This is a genomic window from Rhodospirillales bacterium RIFCSPLOWO2_02_FULL_58_16 (genome assembly GCA_001830425.1).
In the GTDB taxonomy this organism is placed as follows: Bacteria; Pseudomonadota; Alphaproteobacteria; order Rhodospirillales; family 2-02-FULL-58-16; genus 2-02-FULL-58-16.
This window is the reverse complement of the sequence record MIAA01000016.1, coordinates 145,755-163,642: the sequence shown is the minus strand read 5'-3', so window position 1 is coordinate 163,642 and position 17,888 is coordinate 145,755. Positions and strand designations below refer to the sequence as shown.

19 protein-coding genes are annotated in these 17,888 nt (G+C 57.0%); 8 read left to right on the top strand and 11 right to left on the bottom strand.

The annotated features are described in order from the left end of the window. Window positions 1–126 precede the first annotated feature (126 nt). Both A3H92_02605 and A3H92_02600 read right to left on the bottom strand, forming a co-directional pair. Window positions 127–1,104, bottom strand: a complete 978-nt coding sequence (locus A3H92_02605) for a quinone oxidoreductase (protein OHC75583.1) — start codon at window positions 1,102–1,104, stop codon at window positions 127–129. Between the two features lie 11 nt (window positions 1,105–1,115). Further along, a complete protein-coding gene (locus A3H92_02600) occupies window positions 1,116–1,559 on the bottom strand; it encodes a cysteine methyltransferase (protein ID OHC75582.1) in 444 nt (147 codons plus the stop codon). Window positions 1,560–1,622: 63 nt separating this feature from the next. On the opposite strand from A3H92_02600, the gene A3H92_02595 reads away from it, so the two are divergent. From A3H92_02595 to A3H92_02570, 6 genes are all read left to right on the top strand, one after another. Beyond that, the gene (locus A3H92_02595) at window positions 1,623–1,964 is read left to right on the top strand and encodes a hypothetical protein (GenBank protein OHC75581.1); all 342 of its coding nucleotides are present in this window, start codon (window positions 1,623–1,625) and stop codon (window positions 1,962–1,964) included. Between the two features lie 44 nt (window positions 1,965–2,008). Further along, entirely contained in the window at window positions 2,009–3,337 is a 1,329-nt protein-coding gene (locus A3H92_02590; GenBank protein ID OHC75580.1) for a tRNA uridine-5-carboxymethylaminomethyl(34) synthesis GTPase MnmE, read from the top strand. Window positions 3,338–3,593: 256 nt separating this feature from the next. Next, the gene (locus tag A3H92_02585) at window positions 3,594–5,522 is read left to right on the top strand and encodes a tRNA uridine-5-carboxymethylaminomethyl(34) synthesis enzyme MnmG (protein ID OHC75579.1); all 1,929 of its coding nucleotides are present in this window, start codon (window positions 3,594–3,596) and stop codon (window positions 5,520–5,522) included. Between the two features lies 1 nt (window position 5,523). Beyond that, window positions 5,524–6,150: a 16S rRNA (guanine(527)-N(7))-methyltransferase RsmG gene (locus A3H92_02580; protein ID OHC75578.1), complete on the top strand. Its 627-nt coding sequence runs from the start codon at window positions 5,524–5,526 to the stop codon at window positions 6,148–6,150. Continuing rightward, entirely contained in the window at window positions 6,143–6,952 is an 810-nt protein-coding gene (locus A3H92_02575) for a chromosome partitioning protein ParA (GenBank protein OHC75577.1), read from the top strand. Before A3H92_02580 ends, A3H92_02575 begins: the two co-directional genes overlap by 8 nt. After that, window positions 6,952–7,863: a chromosome partitioning protein ParB gene (locus tag A3H92_02570; GenBank protein ID OHC75576.1), complete on the top strand. Its 912-nt coding sequence runs from the start codon at window positions 6,952–6,954 to the stop codon at window positions 7,861–7,863. Before A3H92_02575 ends, A3H92_02570 begins: the two co-directional genes overlap by 1 nt. Window positions 7,864–7,865: 2 nt before the next feature. Here the strand turns inward: A3H92_02570 and A3H92_02565 are convergent, their stop codons facing one another. Genes A3H92_02565 through A3H92_02545 form a run of 5 tightly spaced genes read right to left on the bottom strand, consistent with a single transcriptional unit; the run spans window position 7,866 to window position 13,092 of the window. Next, window positions 7,866–8,834, bottom strand: a complete 969-nt coding sequence (locus A3H92_02565) for a DNA polymerase III subunit delta (protein ID OHC75575.1) — start codon at window positions 8,832–8,834, stop codon at window positions 7,866–7,868. 50 nt (window positions 8,835–8,884) lie between these two features. Continuing rightward, window positions 8,885–9,406 carry a hypothetical protein gene (locus A3H92_02560; protein OHC75574.1) on the bottom strand — a complete coding sequence of 174 codons (522 nt, stop codon included), beginning with the start codon at window positions 9,404–9,406 and terminating at the stop codon, window positions 8,885–8,887. Beyond that, on the bottom strand, window positions 9,393–11,969 hold the full coding sequence (locus A3H92_02555) for a leucine--tRNA ligase (protein ID OHC75573.1): 2,577 nt from the start codon (window positions 11,967–11,969) through the stop codon (window positions 9,393–9,395). The genes A3H92_02560 and A3H92_02555 overlap by 14 nt, the downstream gene beginning before the upstream one ends. Before the next feature lie 15 nt (window positions 11,970–11,984). Further along, the gene (locus tag A3H92_02550) at window positions 11,985–12,512 is read right to left on the bottom strand and encodes a hypothetical protein (protein OHC75572.1); all 528 of its coding nucleotides are present in this window, start codon (window positions 12,510–12,512) and stop codon (window positions 11,985–11,987) included. Window positions 12,513–12,543: 31 nt separating this feature from the next. After that, a complete protein-coding gene (locus tag A3H92_02545; GenBank protein OHC75571.1) occupies window positions 12,544–13,092 on the bottom strand; it encodes a hypothetical protein in 549 nt (182 codons plus the stop codon). A 113-nt stretch (window positions 13,093–13,205) separates the two neighbouring features. On the opposite strand from A3H92_02545, the gene A3H92_02540 reads away from it, so the two are divergent. Next, a complete protein-coding gene (locus A3H92_02540) occupies window positions 13,206–13,886 on the top strand; it encodes a YggS family pyridoxal phosphate enzyme (GenBank protein ID OHC75570.1) in 681 nt (226 codons plus the stop codon). On the opposite strand, the gene A3H92_02535 is transcribed toward A3H92_02540, so the two are convergent. The 3 genes from A3H92_02535 to A3H92_02525 form a co-directional block, all read right to left on the bottom strand. Further along, entirely contained in the window at window positions 13,808–14,374 is a 567-nt protein-coding gene (locus A3H92_02535) for a hypothetical protein (GenBank protein OHC75569.1), read from the bottom strand. The two genes, A3H92_02540 and A3H92_02535, sit on opposite strands and share 79 nt — an antisense overlap. A gap of 19 nt (window positions 14,375–14,393) precedes the next feature. Further along, on the bottom strand, window positions 14,394–15,005 hold the full coding sequence (locus A3H92_02530) for a hypothetical protein (GenBank protein OHC75568.1): 612 nt from the start codon (window positions 15,003–15,005) through the stop codon (window positions 14,394–14,396). 281 nt (window positions 15,006–15,286) lie between these two features. Beyond that, a complete protein-coding gene (locus A3H92_02525) occupies window positions 15,287–16,471 on the bottom strand; it encodes a GTP cyclohydrolase II (protein OHC75567.1) in 1,185 nt (394 codons plus the stop codon). A gap of 81 nt (window positions 16,472–16,552) precedes the next feature. On the opposite strand from A3H92_02525, the gene A3H92_02520 reads away from it, so the two are divergent. Then, window positions 16,553–17,242: a DNA-binding response regulator gene (locus tag A3H92_02520; GenBank protein OHC75566.1), complete on the top strand. Its 690-nt coding sequence runs from the start codon at window positions 16,553–16,555 to the stop codon at window positions 17,240–17,242. Here A3H92_02520 and A3H92_02515 read toward each other — a convergent pair. Beyond that, the gene (locus A3H92_02515) at window positions 17,239–17,883 is read right to left on the bottom strand and encodes a hypothetical protein (GenBank protein OHC75565.1); all 645 of its coding nucleotides are present in this window, start codon (window positions 17,881–17,883) and stop codon (window positions 17,239–17,241) included. The two genes, A3H92_02520 and A3H92_02515, sit on opposite strands and share 4 nt — an antisense overlap. Window positions 17,884–17,888: the final 5 nt, after the last annotated feature.

Below are 17,888 nucleotides of genomic sequence, written 5' to 3'. Positions count from 1 at the left end.
CAAAATGACCGAATGGACGGCGGAAAATCGGCTCGTCGGGGGCCGACAGGCCCGCCTTCGCCGATTCTCCTTGTCCCTCAGTCATTTTGATGTCACAGAATTTCATGAATTTAATGAGTTTTGGCCCTAAGTTAAAAGAACCGTCGAACCCGTTGTTTTTCTTGCTTCAAGGTCACGATGGGCGTGGGCGGCCCCGCTCAGGGGGTAGGTTTGGTTGACGTGTATTTTTACATGGCCGGCAAGCGTCGCCGCGAAAAGCTCCGCCGCGCCGGACATCAAATCTTTCCGTTCCGCCGTATAGGTCATCAGGGTCGGACGGGTGAGAAACAGTGATCCCCTGGCGGAAAGAAGCGCCGGATCAAAAGGTGGAACCGGCCCCGAGGCGTTTCCGTAACTCACCATCATTCCCATCGGCTTCAGGCAATCGAGCGAGCCGTTGAAGGTGTCTTTGCCCACGGAGTCATAAACAACGTCCACGCCTTTGCCGTCGGTAATTTCACGGGCGCGTTCGCTGAAATTTTGTCGCCGGTAATTGATGACGTGATCACAGCCGTCGGCTTTTGCCGATTCGGCCTTTTCATCGGAGCCGACGGCGCCGATGACGACGGCGCCCAGGCATTTGGCCCATTGGCAGAGAATTGAGCCGACGCCCCCGGCGGCGGCATGGACAAGAATGACATGGCCTTTTTGAACGCGATAAGTGCGGCGCAGCAGGTATTGCGCGGTCATGCCTTGCAGCATCATGGCGGCGGCCCGGGCGTCGCTGATCGCATCGGGCAGCGAAACCAGGCGGTCGGCCGGCATCAGCCTTTCTTCGGCGTAGGCGCCGACGGGCAGGGAGGCGTAGGCTACCCTTTGTCCGGGATTCAGGTTTTGTACGCCGGGGCCGATTTCTTCGACGATTCCGGCGGCCTCCATGCCGATGACGGCCGGCAAGCGGGGGACGGGATACAGCCCGGTTCGGTGATAAATATCGATGTAGTTGAGGCCGACGGCGCTTTGTCGGAGGCGAACCTCGCCGGGGCCGGGCTTGCCGATGTCGATTTTTTCCCATTGCAGGACTTCCGGGCCGCCGTATTGATGAATGCGGATGGCGTTGCTCATGATTTTTCCTTTCAGTCGGCTTCCAGACGAAGGAGGGCGAGCTTGGTTTCTATGCCGCCGCCGCCCGAATATCCGGTCATTTTGCCGCCGGCGCCGATTACCCGGTGACAGGGAATGATAATCGGGAGGGGATTGCGGCCACAGGCCCCGCCGACGGCGCGAGGGGCGCTGCCGAGCGCCTTGGCGAGATCGCCGTAGGTTCGGGAGGCGCCGTAGGGAATCTCGCGCATCAGCGCCCATACCGAGTGTTGAAAGCCGGTTCCTGACGGCTTCAGCGGCAGGGTGAATGTCTTGAGCCGGCCGTCGAAATAAGCGTTTAATTGGTCCCTGGCCATGGTTAAAAGCGGCGATGAGCGGTTAGCAGACGTCCGTCCCCATTCAAGGGCGACCAGACGGCCTTCTTCCTCAAACAGCGTAAGCGGGCCGAACGGCGAGTTCATACTGAGGTATTGCATGGGTAAATCTTACAGCTATGCTGAGGCCGGGGCCAAGACAAAGGAAAAGGAAAAGGAATCATCGTGACCGCCAACAATGAAAATTCGGGACAATATTATAAATATCATGTTTTTTGCTGCACCAACGTGCGCCCGGTAAATCATCCGAAGCCGTCGTGCGGACGCCACGGCGCCGATGAAGTGTTCGCTTATTTGCGCGAGAAAGTGCTGGAGCTGGGCCTTGAGGGAGTAAGAATCAATTCCTCCGGTTGCCTGGGGCGATGTGAAAAAGCGCCGGCGATGGTCGTCTATCCCGAAGGCGTCTGGTATAACTGCCGGAGCCGCGAAGACATCGACCGGATCGTCGTTGATCACTTTCAGAAGGGCAAGCCGCCAAAACACTTGATGTTGAGCTTAAACGAATAGGAGATACTACATATTGTGTTGTTAGTCATTTTAGCAGCATTGATATGAAGGCGCTCACCATCTACGCCCCGGCCGGCGGTGGCGGGCGGGCGGGGATCGCGGTAATTCGAGTTTCCGGGCCGCAGGCGGGGAAAGCCTTGCAGGCGTTGAGTCGGCGTGAATTGCCGCCGGCGCGGCGAGCGACAAGGGCGGGGTTTCATAACCCGGTTGACGGCGTTCTCGTTGACGAGGGGCTGGCGCTTTGGTTCCCCGCGCCGTCAAGTTTTACCGGAGAAGACGTCGCCGAAATGCATGTCCATGGCGGGCGGGCGGTGCTTTCCGGGATGCTGAACGCCTTGGGCGCATGCGAGGGGTTGCGGCTTGCCGAGCCGGGGGAGTTCAGTCGCCGCGCTTTTGAGAACGATAAGTTTGATTTGACGGCGGCGGAAGGACTCGCCGACCTTATAAACGCCGAGACGGAAGCGCAGCGGCGTCAGGCCTTGCGGCAAATGCAGGGGGAACTGGGGCGGCTCTATGAGTCATGGCGTCAAAGCCTTATGGCGATCATTGCCGATATCGAAGCGACCATTGATTTTTCCGATGAAGACCTGCCCGTCGATTTATTCGATAAAGTAATTCATGGCGTTGATTTTTTGCTTTCGCAGATTATCGCTCATCTGGGTGACGGCAAGCGCGGCGAAATTTTACACAATGGCCTTCATTTGGCGATTATCGGGCCGCCGAACGCCGGCAAATCGAGCATGATGAATTTATTGACCAGGCGCAACGCCGCGATTGTCTCTGATCTGCCGGGAACGACGCGGGATGTTATTGAGGTCCGCCTTGACATTGCCGGGTATCCGGTGGTGGTTGCCGACACCGCAGGCTTGTGCGAAAGCGGCGACAAGGTTGAGATGGAGGGGGTGCGCCGGGCCAGGGCCTGGGCCGAAGGCGCCGACCTTAAACTGGTTATCTTTGACGCAAAAAGGGGCCTTGATCCCCTGGCGGCGGAATATGTGAACGAGAATGCGTTGGTCGTTATCAACAAGATTGACCTCAATTTCGAGAGCTTTCCCAAGGAGATCAAGGGATATTCGCCGCGTTATGTCTCGGTGTTGACAGGGGAAGGCATTGAAGAAATGGCGGCGGCGCTGGAACGGATGATTGCCGGGCGCTGTCAAATTTCTTCTTCCCCATCCTTGACCCAGGCCCGGCATCGTCAGGCCCTCGAACAATGCCGGGATTCATTGATTCGTTGCCGGCAAACGGATGCTTCCGAGCTGGTTGCCGAAGATTTGCGGCTGGCGGCGCGGGCGCTGGGGCGAATCACCGGCCGCGTCGATGTTGAAGACATCCTCGATGTTATTTTCAAGGATTTTTGCATAGGCAAATGATGTTTCACGTGAAACGTTGTTTATTTTTTAGAACGAAATAGAATCAAATCGGATAATATTGGGTTAAATTTCAAAAAAGGCGGTTTTGTTCTTATGGGTTGCTGTTTCACGTGAAACAACGCCGTCGATAAAGCCGGAATAAATGTTGATGACTCACTGATGGCGGAAAACGAAAAAACATCGTTAATAAAATATTTACCATTATTTAATTTTGCTGATGTTTGACTCGGGAAATACTTATTTATAAAGTCGCCATATGAAAACGGATCAAAAATTTGACGTTATCGTCATCGGCGGCGGCCATGCCGGGTGTGAGGCGGCCGCCGCTTCCGCTCGCCTGGGCGCTCGCACCCTGTTGCTCACTCACAAGATAGAGACCATCGGCGAGATGTCGTGCAATCCCGCCATCGGCGGCTTGGCCAAGGGGCAGATCGTGCGGGAGATTGACGCTTTGGACGGGCTGATGGGGAGGGCGATTGATCGAAGCGGAATTCAGTTTCGCATGCTGAATCGATCCAAGGGGCCGGCCGTCCATGGCCCGCGCGCCCAGGCTGATCGGGGACTATACAAGCAGGCGATTCAGTTGCTTCTTCAGGAGCAGGATAATCTTGAGATCATTGCCGGCGAAGTCGACGCTTTGCTTTTCGATGCTTCCGGCAAGCTCGGCGGTGTCCGGTTGACGGGCGGGCGAGAGCATGGCGCAAAGTGCGTGGTGGTAACTACCGGGACATTTCTGCGCGGCGTGATTCATATCGGCGAAACGCAGACGCCGGCCGGGCGGATCGGCGAATCGCCGTCACGCGGTCTGGCGGAAACCTTTATCAAGCTGGGGCTTGTTTTGGGGAGGCTGAAAACGGGAACGCCGCCGCGACTGGATGGCCGCACGATTGATTACCGGAATCTCACCGCGCAGGAAGGCGACTCGCCGCCGACGCCGTTCTCATTTCTCACTAAAGAAATCAGGACGAGGCAGGTTGCTTGCCATATTACCCGGACGACGCCGGATTCACACAAATTGATTCGTGATAATTTGGCGCGCGCCCCCATTTATTCGGGGCAGATCAAAAGCGTGGGACCAAGGTATTGCCCGTCCATAGAAGATAAAGTAGTGAGATTCGCCGGACGGGACAGTCACCAGATTTTTCTGGAGCCGGAAGGCCTGGACGATATTTCCGTGTATCCCAACGGCATTTCCACGTCGCTGCCGGAAGATGCGCAGCTTGAACTGCTGAAGACAATCCCCGGCCTGGAAAACGCCGTTATGTTAAGGCCGGGGTATGCTATCGAATATGATTACGTTGATCCGCGACAACTCAAGCCCACCCTGGAAACCATCCGCGTGAGTAGACTCTATCTTGCCGGGCAGATCAACGGGACGACGGGATATGAGGAAGCGGCCGGCCAAGGGCTTATGGCCGGACTCAACGCGGCGACGGCGGCCATCGGCAAAAGCCCTCTGGTTTTGGATCGCGCCGACGCCTTCATCGGAGTCATGGTCGATGATCTGGTGACCCATGGGGTCACTGAGCCTTATCGGATGTTTACCTCGCGGGCGGAATACAGGCTGCGCTTGCGGGCGGATAACGCCGATCAACGGCTTACGCCGAAAGGGATCGAAATCGGCTGTGTGTCGCCGTTAAGAAAAAAAGAATTTGCTAAAAAACAAAAAGCATTAAAAAACGCTCGTAACGTTCTGGGAAAGCTTACAATAACCTCTAATAAGCTTCGCGAGCGCGGGATTAAGATTAATATGGACGGCTTGAGGCGCAACGGCATGGAATTGCTGGCCCATCCGGAAGTCAGGATGAGTCGGCTATTGACGTTATGGCCGGTCATCGGCGATCTTGACGCCGAAATTGTTGAGCAGATTGAAATAGAAGCCCGCTACGCCGCCTACCTGGAAAGGCAAGACGCGGATATTGCGGCGTTTCGCCGCGATGAGGCGCTGGAAGTGCCGACGAATCTGGACTTTGCCTTCGTCCCCGGACTTTCAACAGAGGCGCGGGCCAAACTTGCCGGCGCCCGTCCGGCGACGCTCGGCGCCGCAGCGCGGATACCTGGCGTAACGCCGGCGGCGTTGACGATCCTGCTGGCTTACGTTCGCCGCAAAGGCAAAAAGGCGCATATTGATCATTCCGCCGCCGTTTCACGTGAAACAATGGAAAAGGCGGAGGGCGGGAAGTGAAATGACAACGGAAGCGTCGCCGCCCACGGACCTGCGAGAAATCGTTTCGATAACGGACGAACAAATGGCGCGCCTTGAGGCATATGTGAGGCTTCTTGAGAAATGGCAAAAGCGGATGAACCTCATCGGCCGGGGGAGCCTCAATGATATTTGGCGAAGGCATATTCTGGACTCGGCGCAATTACTTGCGTTGCTTCCCGCCGATAAAAAAATAATTATCGATATGGGCAGCGGGGCGGGGTTTCCGGGGATGGTTCTTGCCGTCCTCACCACGCATGAAATTCATTTGATCGAGAGCAATGGTAAAAAATGCTCATTTTTGCGTGAATTGAACGGCGTTCTGGAAACCAGAGCCGTTATTCATAATCGGAGAATCGAAGAAAAACAGGGCATTAAGGCCGATTATGTTACGGCTCGCGCCTGCGCGTCGTTGAATAAATTGCTGGAATACGCTTGGCCGCTTTTAAAAACCGATGGAAAATGTCTCTTTCTCAAGGGGCAAAAGGCGCAAGAAGAATTGACGGAATCACTAAAAAGATGGAAGATGTCGGCTCAGATGATCCGCAGCGTTTCCGATCCGACGGGGACGATCCTGCAATTAGGGGAAATATCTCGACGCCATGGCTGAAAATAATGAACAGAGTCAAGCAGGCGGCGTGCGTATCTTTGCCGTCGCCAATCAAAAAGGCGGGGTTGGAAAAACCACGACCACCATCAATCTGGCAACGGCGTTGGCGGCGGTTAAGAAAAAAGTACTTATCATAGATATGGACCCGCAGGGGAACGCCAGCACCGGACTTGGTATTGAGCGGGGCGAACGGGATTGCAATTCGTATCATGTTCTGGTCGGCGAGGCCGAGATCAACGAGGCGATTCTGAATACCGATATTCCCGGCCTTCAGATCGTTCCTTCCGGCCTGGACTTGTCGGGGGCCGAGATCGAGCTGATTGATTATGAGCGCCGGGAGTACGGCCTCCGCGAAGCCCTCATCAAGGGGGCGGGCGATTATGATTATGTTCTGATCGACTGTCCTCCCTCCCTTAATCTGTTGACGATTAACGCTCTCGTCGCCGCGCAGGCGGTGCTGGTGCCGCTGCAATGCGAATTTTTTGCGCTGGAGGGGATCAGCCTTCTGGTTAAAACCGTTGAGAGAGTGAAACGAAACTTCAACTCAAGCCTTGAAATACAAGGGATTGTGTTAACCATGTTTGACAAACGCAATAACTTGTCAGGGATGGTTGAAAACGATGTCCGTGAATTTTTCGGCGAAAAAGTCTATAAAACGGTGATTCCGAGAAACGTTCGCATTTCCGAAGCCCCTTCCCATGGTCGTCCGGTCCTGGTTTATGACATGGCTTGCGCCGGTTCGCAGGCTTATCTTCATTTGGCCAGCGAAGTTTTGCGGCGTGAAAACCGGATGGCAAGATAATGGCGGCTGAAACCAAGCGCAAAAACCTTGGAAGAGGGCTTTCGGCGTTGCTCGGCGAGAAAGGCGAGGATTACTCGGCTCTCGACAGGCTTCGCGTCTCCAAAATGGTTCCCGTTGAGCTTCTTCATCCCGGCAAATACCAGCCCCGGCGCATCATGGATGAGGAGTCGCTCAATGAGCTGGCCAAATCAATAAGCGAAAAGGGCGTTCTTCAGCCGTTATTGGTCCGTCGCCGTCAGGGTGACGCCGATTCATTTGAAATCATCGCCGGGGAGCGCAGGTGGCGGGCGGCGCAAAAAGCCAAGGCGCATGAAGTTCCGGTAATCATCAAGGACCTTAATGACCGGGAGGCTCTGGAAGTCGCCCTGGTGGAAAACCTGCAACGTCAGGACCTTTCCCCTCTTGAAGAAGCGGAGGGCTATAACCGGCTGCTTGAAGAATTCAAACATACGCAGGAGAATCTGGCCAAGTCCGTCGGTAAAAGTCGAAGCCACGTCGCCAACATGATGCGGCTGCTCGGACTTCCCGGTTCCGTAAAAGCGATGATGGAAAGGGGCGAGCTGACGGCCGGCCATGCGCGGGCGCTGTTGAATGTCAAAGACCCGGAAGCGGTTGCCCGTCAGGTGGTCGAGCGCGGCCTTAACGTCAGGCAGACCGAGCTTTTGGCCAAGGATAACGGTCGAACCGAAACGACGGCCAAAAAACCGGCGGCCAAGGATGTCGACGCCATCGCTCTTGAAAATGACCTGACCAACCTTCTCGGCCTGATGGTGAAGATCAAATTTCGCGGCGAGAAAGGCTCCCTGGCCATCCACTATAATTCTTTGGATCAACTGGACGACATTCTTCATCGCCTGAGTCACGGGGCGCACGGGGCGCGGCGGGAAAACGCCGACGAAAGCGAATCATAAAATCAGGCGTGGTGCGCCGCCTGGGCCAGACGCAACAGGGTTCGTCCGCAAACAGCCTTGTCCGGTTGTCCGGACGTTTTGCAATCCAGTTCGGCCTCCGTGACGAGATCCATGGCCGAGGCCAGTTTTTTATTGGTCCAAAGTTGTAACTGGCCGGCGAAACGATCTTCCTGTTTGTAAAAAACGGGAGGCCTCAAGGATTTCATGGCTTGCTTGGGGGCCTGCCCCTTGGCGACAAGCGCTTTGGCGAGGTGAAGCCGCTGGAGATGATTCGCGGCGGCCCGCAATATGGTTACGGGCGAAATCCCCTCGGCGAAAGAGCGCGTCAAGCTATGTTCCAGGGCAAGGCGATCGCCATCAAATACCGCGCTTAAAACATCATCCAATGAGATTGCGGAGCTGTCGCCGATACAGGCGCGGACGTCTTCTACCGTAACCGCGCCGGCGCCTCCTATGTACAGGGCTAATTTATCCAGTTCGCTGCGGCTCATCAAGCGATCGGCGCCGAGACAATCGATTAAAACGGCGAGAGCGTCGGGGGAGACGGAGATATTGTGCTTGCCGAGCGATTCTTTAACGATGTTGCGAAGATCGGCTTTTTCATCTTCATAACAGGCGATAACCGCAGCATTTTTCGCGCCTTCGAACGTTTTGCGCAAAGATGATTGCGCCTTCAGCGGACCCGCTTCGACGATAACCAGGGCTTCGATGCGGCTTGAAGCGAAAAACTCCTTGAATAAAGCAGACAAGGAATCCGTAGCGTCCTGCAATCTTATGACCCGTCCCCCTCCGCCGAAAGACAGGGCATTTGCCTCATCCGCCAGCCGCGCCGGGTCTTCTTTCAGGGTTTTTCCGGTTAATTCGACGACGCGAAACGGGTCGCGCAGATCATCGACTACGGTTCGGGCCAATATATCGGCCCGTTCATGGACCAGACCCTGATCAGGTCCGTATAAAAGAAGGCAGCGCATGGCCGGATCAGGACGGCGCAGGAAATCATTCAGGCGTCCCGGCGGAATCTTTACGATTTGGGGACTCCTTTAGCGGCGGGGAGGGAAAAGAAACCCGACAGGCGGGTGCGAATATCATCGCCGATCATCTCGACGGCGCGGGTTCGCGCGTCTTTCTCCGCCATCAGGTTGCCGAAATCCGAGGTCAGAATGTTATAGCTGCTTACGATTTTGCTTGATCCCTTAAACAAGGACGCGCCGGTTGCGGCCTCGGAAAGAGAGAAGCTCGCGGACATGATCAGATTGGCGCGGGATGAAAAGGCGTCTTTTTCCACGGCTAACTGCTGAATACTCTCATTAAGCTTAATGTTGAGAAGATACTGGGGCTTGTCGGGGCGGCCGCCGGGGGTAAGAGTATCCTGTAGCTTGTTGCGTAAAAGCTGTCCGCTGCGGTCAGTGATCGGCTTGACCTCGATGCTTGCCAGGTCGGCGACGACTTCGCCGCCGGCGCGGCTCCCGTGCATGGGGCGAAACCCGCAGGAGGCAAGCAGGGCCAGCATCAGAAAAACGGAGAGATATCTAAATAACAACATTTACAATCCTGTTGGGCACGATAATAACTTTTCGCACTTTTTTACCGTCGATGGCCTTAACGACATTGGGCAGCGCCAGCGCCGACTTTTCTACTTCGCTTTCATCGGCGTCTTTCGGCAAGTCAATGGTTCCCCGAAGCTTGCCGTTTACCTGGACCCCGATGGTAACACAATCTTCGCGCAATAATGAATCATCGGCTTTGGGCCATGCGGCGTCCACAAGCAGGGCGTCATGGCCGAGCGTCAGCCATAACTCTTCGGCTATATGCGGCGTCATCGGCGCGATCAACCGGATTATCGTTTCCAGACCCTCGCGGATAACCCAGGGCGCTCCTTCCTCGTTTTCGGCGAGGGCGTCAACGTTATTGGTCAATTCCCTGATTCGGGCCACCGCCTTGTTGAAATGAAACCGGTCAAGATCGCCGGAAACGGCGGCGATTGTCCGGTGAACGGCTTGGCGCAACGCCTTGCAGTCGTCGCTCAGGTTGTCCGGCATGTCGGCGGCGGCGGGTAAAAGATATGTCCCGGCGGAAGCGACCATGCGCCACAGCTTGTTGATATAGCGCCAGGCGCCGTCGACTCCCGCATCGGTCCAGTCCAGGTCCCGCTCCGGGGGACTGTCGGAAAGCATGAACAGTCGCGCCGTATCGGCGCCGTAGGCGCTGATGATCGCTTCGGGATCAACGACATTTTTGCGCGATTTACTCATTTTTTCCGATCTGCCGACGGTGACCGCCTTTCCCTTATATTCAAAGCCTCCGCCCTCGGCGGGGGTAATATCATCCGGGAAAAGCCAGCTTCCGTCGCCGTCGCGGTAGGTCTCGTGGCAAACCATGCCCTGGGTCAGCAGGCCGGCGAACGGCTCTTCGACATCCAGGTAACCGCAGCGCTTCATGGCGAGAGTAAAGAAGCGCGAGTACAATAAATGCAGCACGGCGTGTTCAATGCCGCCGATATATTGGTCCACCGGCAGCCAGTAATTGACGGCTTCCCTCGTGAACGCGGTTTTTGCTTTCGGTGAGCAAAACCGCGCAAAGTACCAGGATGATTCAAAAAAAGTATCAAAGGTATCGGTTTCACGACGCGCCGGCTTATGACATTTCGGGCAATCGACATTTTTCCAGGTCGGGTGGTTTTCCAGGGGATTGCCGAAGGCGTTCAGGCTGATCTCTTCGGGCAGGACGACCGGCAAGTCATTTTCCGGCACGGGGACGACGCCGCACTCCGCGCAGTGGATCACCGGGATCGGGCATCCCCAATAGCGTTGCCGTGAAACGCCCCAGTCGCGCAGACGATAATTTACGGTTTTGCCGCCGGAGCCTGAAGATTCAAGGCGGGCGGTCACCGCTTCCTTGGCCTTTTCTACATCCGAACCGTCGAGAAAATGCGAATTGATAAGGACGCCGTCGCCGGCGTAGGCGATGTTGTCAATCTTGAAGGAAGCAGGATCGACATCGGGGGGAGCAATGACGGGAGTTACTTTCAGGCCGTATTTTCGGGCAAAATCCAGATCCCGTTGATCGTGCGCCGGACACCCGAAAACGGCGCCGGTTCCATACTCCATCAGCACAAAATTGGCGACATAAACGGGCAGGGTAATTGCGGGAAGAAAGGGATGACGGACAAGCAATGCAGTGTCATAGCCGGTCTTTTCCGCTTTTTCGATGGCGGCTTCGCTGGTGCCGAGGCGGTTGCATTCGGAAATGAACGCCGCCAGGCCGGGGTCTTTCTCGGCCAGTTTCAGGGACAGGGGATGATTGGCGGCGACGGCGCAAAAAGCGGCGCCGAAAATGGTGTCGGGGCGGGTGGTGTAGACCTTAAGGCGGCTTAAATCGGGGGCGTCGGCAAAAACTTCGGCAAGCTCGAAATCAATGTACGCCCCTTGGGAACGACCGATCCAGTTTTCCTGCATAAGCCGGACCTGATCGGGCCATCGCGTCAGCGTGGGAAGCGACGCCAGCAGCTCTTCGGCGAAGGCGGTAATGCGAAGGAACCACTGGGTAAGCCGGCGCTTTTCAATGCTCGCCCCGGAGCGCCACCCTTTTCCGTCAATTACCTGTTCATTGGCGAGAACGGTATTTTCAACCGGGTCCCAGTTGACCCAGGATTCCTTGCGATAGACCAGATCGTGCTTGAGAAAATCCAGGAAAATTTTTTGTTCGTGTTTGTAATATTCCGGATCGCAAGTGGCGATTTCACGGGACCAATCGTAGGAAAGCCCCATCGATTTAAGCTGTTTCTTCATGGCGGCGATATTGTCTTTGGTCCACTTCGCCGGGTGAATCTTGTTCTCGATGGCGGCGTTTTCCGCCGGCAGGCCGAAGGCGTCCCAGCCCATCGGGTGCAATACATTGAAGCCGCAGGCGCGTTTATAGCGGGCGATCACATCGCCGAGGGTATAGTTGCGCACATGCCCCATGTGGATGCGTCCCGAGGGATAGGGAAACATCTCAAGCACATAGTACTTCGGTCGATCAGAATCCTCGCCGACGGCAAAACAGCCCCGTTTATGCCAGACAGACTGCCATTTAGCTTCGGTTTTCCTGAAATTATAACGCGGCATGATGATCAGCCGATCCTATTGTTGCAGCGTTTCGTTCCGTAGCTGCCGGGCGCGGACGAGGATGGCGTCTTCGATGCTGGCGCCCGTTTTCTCGGGGACGGGGGCGTCCTTCCAGGAGCCGCCGCCTTGAACCTGACGGAATACCGCCACCCTTATTCCGTCGGCGCGCAGCGCCCGGCCTAGAATGTAAATATTCAACTTGAAGCGCTCGTTCGGGGCTTCGGCGGCCGAATGCCAATCGGTGATGATGACGCCGCCGAAGGGATCGACGGAACTGACCGGCATGAAGGAAATGGTGTCAAGCGACGCCCGCCACAGAAAGCTGTTTACGCCGATGCTGCTGCCCTCGCCGCCCCGGCCGCCGCCGAACATTCCTCCGTCGCTGAAAATGCCGGGATTCGCGGCGGTTTGCGCCGCTTTTGCCCGCTTTTGCGCTTCCAGTTCTTCGGGCGTATAAGGCTCGACACAGGATGAAAGCATAACGGCCATTAAAACAATGGCGCAAATACATAGCTGACTGAAGGCGCTGTTCTGTTTTTTCATCTCAGTCCATTCCACCGGATCGTCGGCGACTTTAATATACTAAAGAACAAGGAGATGCCAGCCCGTCGATTGCGGCGAGTCCGCAACAGCCGCTGATCGACAGGCGAGGGGCGGTGGCGGCGGAAACTCCCCCCAGGGCATAGACGGGAAGAGGGCTTGAGCGACGCCAGGCCGCAAACAGCAAAGGCCCCAAGGGAGAAAGTTCCGAATGACCGGCGGATTCAAATACCGGAGACAACAGCGCCGCGTCGGCGCCGATCCGGGCGGCTTGCCGCAAGGCGGCGGGAGAATGGGCGGCGGCGGTGACAATCCAGTCGGGACGCCGCCAGGCTTGCCATGTCCCCGGCCCCTGTCGCGCCTGTTTTTCGGGCAGATGCAATCCGGCAGCCCCCACGGCCAAGGCCAGTCGGGCGTCGCCGGCCACCAAAAGGCGGAGGTGTTTACGCCTGCAAAGCGCCGCCAGCTCATGGGCCAGCCCGGAGCGGTCGGGGGCGTCGTAATGGCGAAGAATAACGGCGCTGCCGCAGGGCAGGGCGGCGGCGACCGGCAGGGGGTCGGGTAATTTGATATTGTCGGTCATTAAAATCAACGGCGGCAGCCTTACGTTCTCGGCCGGGCGTCGATTCCGTAAATTGAGCTTGTACGATATGTCTGATAGGGTCGTCATGGGTTTTGACTCTCTTGACGGATAGTATGGGAATGCGGATGGAATCGGATATTGCGGAAAATATAGTCCGCGTAAAGGCGCAAATAGCCAAGGCCGCCGGGGAAGCCGGCCGTTCGGCGGAAGAAATCACCTTGATTGCCGTCGGCAAGTCTCATTCCGGGGACCGGGTGCGCTCGGCGCTGGAGGCCGGCTGTCGGGTTTTCGGCGAGAGCCGGGTTCAGGAAGCCGAAGAAAAGTGGCCGGCGCTTAAAGGCGATTTCCCCGACGCCATACTGCATCTGATCGGCCCCCTTCAACGCAACAAGGTGCGCCGCGCCGTGGAATTGTTTGATGTCATCGAGACCGTTGACCGCGCTAAACTGGCCCGCGCCTTGGCTGACGAGATGAATCGCGTCGGTCGTTGCTCCGACTGCTTTATTCAGGTCAATACCGGCGAGGAGTCGCAAAAGGCGGGAGTCGCTCCCGGAGACGCCGATGCTTTTATCAAAACATGCCGGGGTGATTTGGGATTGCCCGTGCGCGGCCTTATGTGCATTCCGCCCCTTGACGAAGAGCCTTCCCTTCATTTTGCCCTGCTTAAAGGAATCGCCGAGCGCAACGGCGTCAAGGAACTAAGCATGGGCATGAGTCATGACTTTGACGTTGCTATTCGCTTCGGCGCCACCTTGATCAGGGTGGGTACGGCCATTTTCGGAGAACGGGAATGAATGTTTATTCTCGTCGATCCGTCGCAGTCGCCAAGCAGTAAAAGCAGGTCTTTCAGTTCCAGAGCGACGCAGCCTGCGGTCGGCAAGTAATCAGGCGCGGCGACATGCATGAAGATGGCGCTGCCCGGTCCTTTGCTTACCGGATCGTCGTTATAGCCCAGTTCGACGATGAGGTCGTAAACGGCGTCCTCGCGCCACAAAGCCTCGCAACGGGCGGCAAAGGGCAATTGCACCAAACAATTATAGGACGGATCGTCGGGATCGTCGCACCAGGCGTCGGTTGGTTTCATCTCCTGCGCGGGCAGTCCGGTCAACGGGCGGCTCACGCGATCAGGACGATAAAAGACCCGACGCAGGGGAAAGCTTCCTTCGGGCGTCGCGCCGTCGCCCTCGCGCTTGTCGGCGGCGACGCCGCTGCGGCCCAAGGCGCAGCGGAGGCGCCTGCCGCGCCATTCCAATATGTCCGGCGGCCATACATCAATGTCCATGGAACGATCATATCAGTTATTACAGGGCGGCGAGGCCGCCGGCGATCAGGGGGTCGGACTCTCTGGCTTTTGTTTCGTTCTGCGCCCAGCGTTTAACGTCAATATTGTCGAAAAGCAGGGAAGACATGTCCAAGGCGGAAAGTTCCCGGCTCTCCTCTATCGGCGGCGATGACGGGTTTGCCGGAAGCTCTGCGGTTTGTCCGTCGGCCTTCAGAGCATCGGCCTCGGCCCGCAACAGTTCCAGTTCGGCTCCGGTGATAACCGGCGCTTGCGCGACCAGGGTCGGGGTGATCGCCGGCGCAGGCAGTCCGGCCTTGGCGGTGTCTTGCGCCCATTGAAGAACCTCGGCGTATTCGGCGATTTGGGGAGAAGCGGTTGCGGAGGGTTCGTTCCCGGCGATTTTGACCTCGCCGTCTTCGTCGCGATGATCCGCCAAAAACGACAACACATGCTCGCCCATGTCCTTGCCGGTTGACTCGCTGACGATGACGTTGACCAGGGAAGCGGCGCCGCCGATGATGCCGCCGAAAAGAGCGCCGCCGGCGATATGAGGCACAGGCCCCAGGGCGTCGCCGGTCAGGTTCCTATAGATCGACGATACAATGGGGATATGCTGAAGGGGGTTGATCACGTCAAGGAAGTCGGAAAAGGTAAGTCCGTCGGCGCCGAACGGCTGAAACCCGCCACCACCACCGGCTTCCGCTTCGTTGTTTTGCTGCGGCGCAATCGGCGCCGGCACAGCGGGCCGGAGAGCCGGGGCGTTTATCTGGTCGTTCATGAATAGCCCCTTTTCTCGAAATTTCATATTCCAAGATGCAAATCCAATGCCATTATTGGAATGCTGATGAATCAAGGGGTTATGCAAATTTATTCGGCAGTTCAGAGGAAAGTGTCGGCACAATTTTCCCTGATTCAGAAAAGATGTCCGCCCCGTCGCGCCTTGGCGCGCAGATAGCCCTCATTGTGGGCGTTGGAAGGGAAGGCATGAGGCACCCGCTCGGCGATATTGATGCCGCATCGTGAAAGCGCCGCGACTTTGTCGGGATTATTGGTCATAAGGCGGATATTGGTGAAGCCAAGGCTGCGCAGCATTTGCGCGGCGGGAAGGTAGATGCGTTCGTCATCATAAAAGCCCAGTTGTTCATTGGCTTCCATGGTGTCGTGGCCCCGGTCCTGCAATTCGTAGGCCCTGAGCTTGTTGACCAGGCCGATTCCTCGCCCTTCCTGGGCCAGATAGAGCAGAACGCCGCCGCCGGTCTTGGCAATCTCCTTGATGGCGCCGCGCAGTTGATCGCCGCAGTCGCAACGCAGACTGCCCAGAAGGTCGCCGGTGAAACATTCGGAATGGATGCGCGTCAGTATCGGCTTGTTGAGGGCGCTGTCTTTGTCCTTCGCGGGGTTGCCGATGATGATGGCCAGATGCTCCAGGCCGCCGTCGATGGGCCGAAAGGCGATAATCCGCGTATCCTCGGCGTCCGACAGAGGAACGCGCGCCTCGCTGATGGCGCGCAGAGTCCTGGCGGCGGTGTGCTCGTATTGAAAAATGTCTCCGGCGTCAACCATAAGAAGATCGTGGCGGGCGGTCCACCGCGCAAGGTCATCGGCGTCCGGGTCGTTGATTTTCGCCGTTATCGCCGCCGGCAACAGACGGGCGAGTTTGGCAAGGCTTACGGCGGCGCTTCGGCAGTCGTGGGGAGGCGCATCCTCAATCGTTAATTTGAGGGCTTCCAGTCGATTGTCCGGTTCTGCGCGGGGGAAGCCGGAAAGAGGATCGGCGAGGTCGTAAATTATTTCTGCGGTCAGACCGTTATCGGCGCCCAGGCACACTACCTTTGCCTGATGGTCGGCCGGCTTCAATACGGCGGCGCGTCTGGCGGTGATGGCGAGAACGGGCTTAACGCGGGCGATGGCGGATAACTCATTCAGGCCTTCGGGGGTCACTGCCTCCGCCGCCTGGGCGAGGATGGCCGCTCCGCCTCCTCCATAAATGACTACGATGCGGCCTCGACGCAATTCCGATACGGCGCGGTCCACCGCCAGGAGCGAAAGCGGCTCCCGCGAGGCGGGCATGGCGATTGCTTCAATACGACGGGGCATGGAACTCTCTTGCGGCCTTTCACCGGAAACCTGATCGCATTATAGTATCAGGCGTCAAATTCACAGGGGATAATTTAACCCATGATATCCGGCAAGCGGGTTCTGCTCGTTGACGATGGTCCGACCTTGCTGCAAATGTTGGGCGAACAATTGCAACTGCGTGAGGAATTTACCACGGTCGGAACGGGAACCGGCGCCGAAGCTCTGGCGCTTGCGCAAGCGGAGCATTTCGACGCGATCATTCTTGATGCAGGATTGCCGGATATGAACGGCGGGGAAGTATGTCGTTTGATGCGGCGCAACGGCGTTCTGTCGCCGATCATCATGCTCACAAGCCCTGACGCCGGCGCCGGGATAATTTGCGGCCCGGACGGCGGAGCTGACGATTATATCGTCAAACCGTTTCGTCTCGGCGTTTTGCTGGCGAAGTTGCGCGCTCATATCAGTCGTCGCAAATGCGGCGATGACGCCGTTTTTATGATCGGACCTTACATTTTTCAGCCCGGCGCCAAGCTGCTGACCGACCGTAATGATGAAAAAAAGGTGCGTTTGACCGACAAGGAAACGGCGATCCTGAAGTATCTTTATCATGCGGGCGACAGGATCATAAGCCGCGAGGTGCTTTTGGACGAGGTCTGGGGATACAACGCCGGCGTTACGACGCATACCCTGGAAACCCATATCTACAGACTGCGTCAGAAGATAGAGCCTGATCCGTCCGACGCCCGGCTGCTGATCACGGAACAGGGCGGATATCGTTTGGCGCCCTAGTTTTGATCACTTGAAGGATAGGGATCGACGAAACTGAACATGTCCGGGTCAAGCGGCATCCCGGAACGGCTTCCGATAAGAGAAACGGAGGTCACGACGCCCTGGACATCGGTAACCAGCCATTTTTTCAAGGCCAGGGGACGTTCGCTGAACACCAGAGTCAGCGTCCCGTCCGGATCGTTGTTTCTGACCACCGTGACCTGGATGACGCCGGGGTCGCGCTCGAACCCGGTGATGGTGAGGTCGCCGGATGAAAGAAGGATGTTTTCACCCACCAGAATGCCGGCGGGCGTGGAGTTCAGCGGGTAGTGGTCCGCTTGTTTCATTTCCTTGTCGTGATAAATCAGCCATGAGCCGTTGGCGATGATCTCAATGGGCGTCGGCGGGTCATATTCGATGCGCAGCCTGCCCGGCCGCGAGATGGACAATTTGCCTTGGGCATGGGCGCCGTTTGATGAAATCTGTAGAAAGTCGGCCTGCAACGTTTTGATGTTGTTGAGGTATCTCTCTATCAGGTCAACATCGGCTTTTTCGGCGGCGCTGAGATTCACGGCCTTGGGCGCCGCCGTTGCCGGCGTCGTCAAAAACGTCAGCGCCAGCACCACAGCCAAGCGAGGCATTTTCTTTATTTTGCGGATCATCGCCG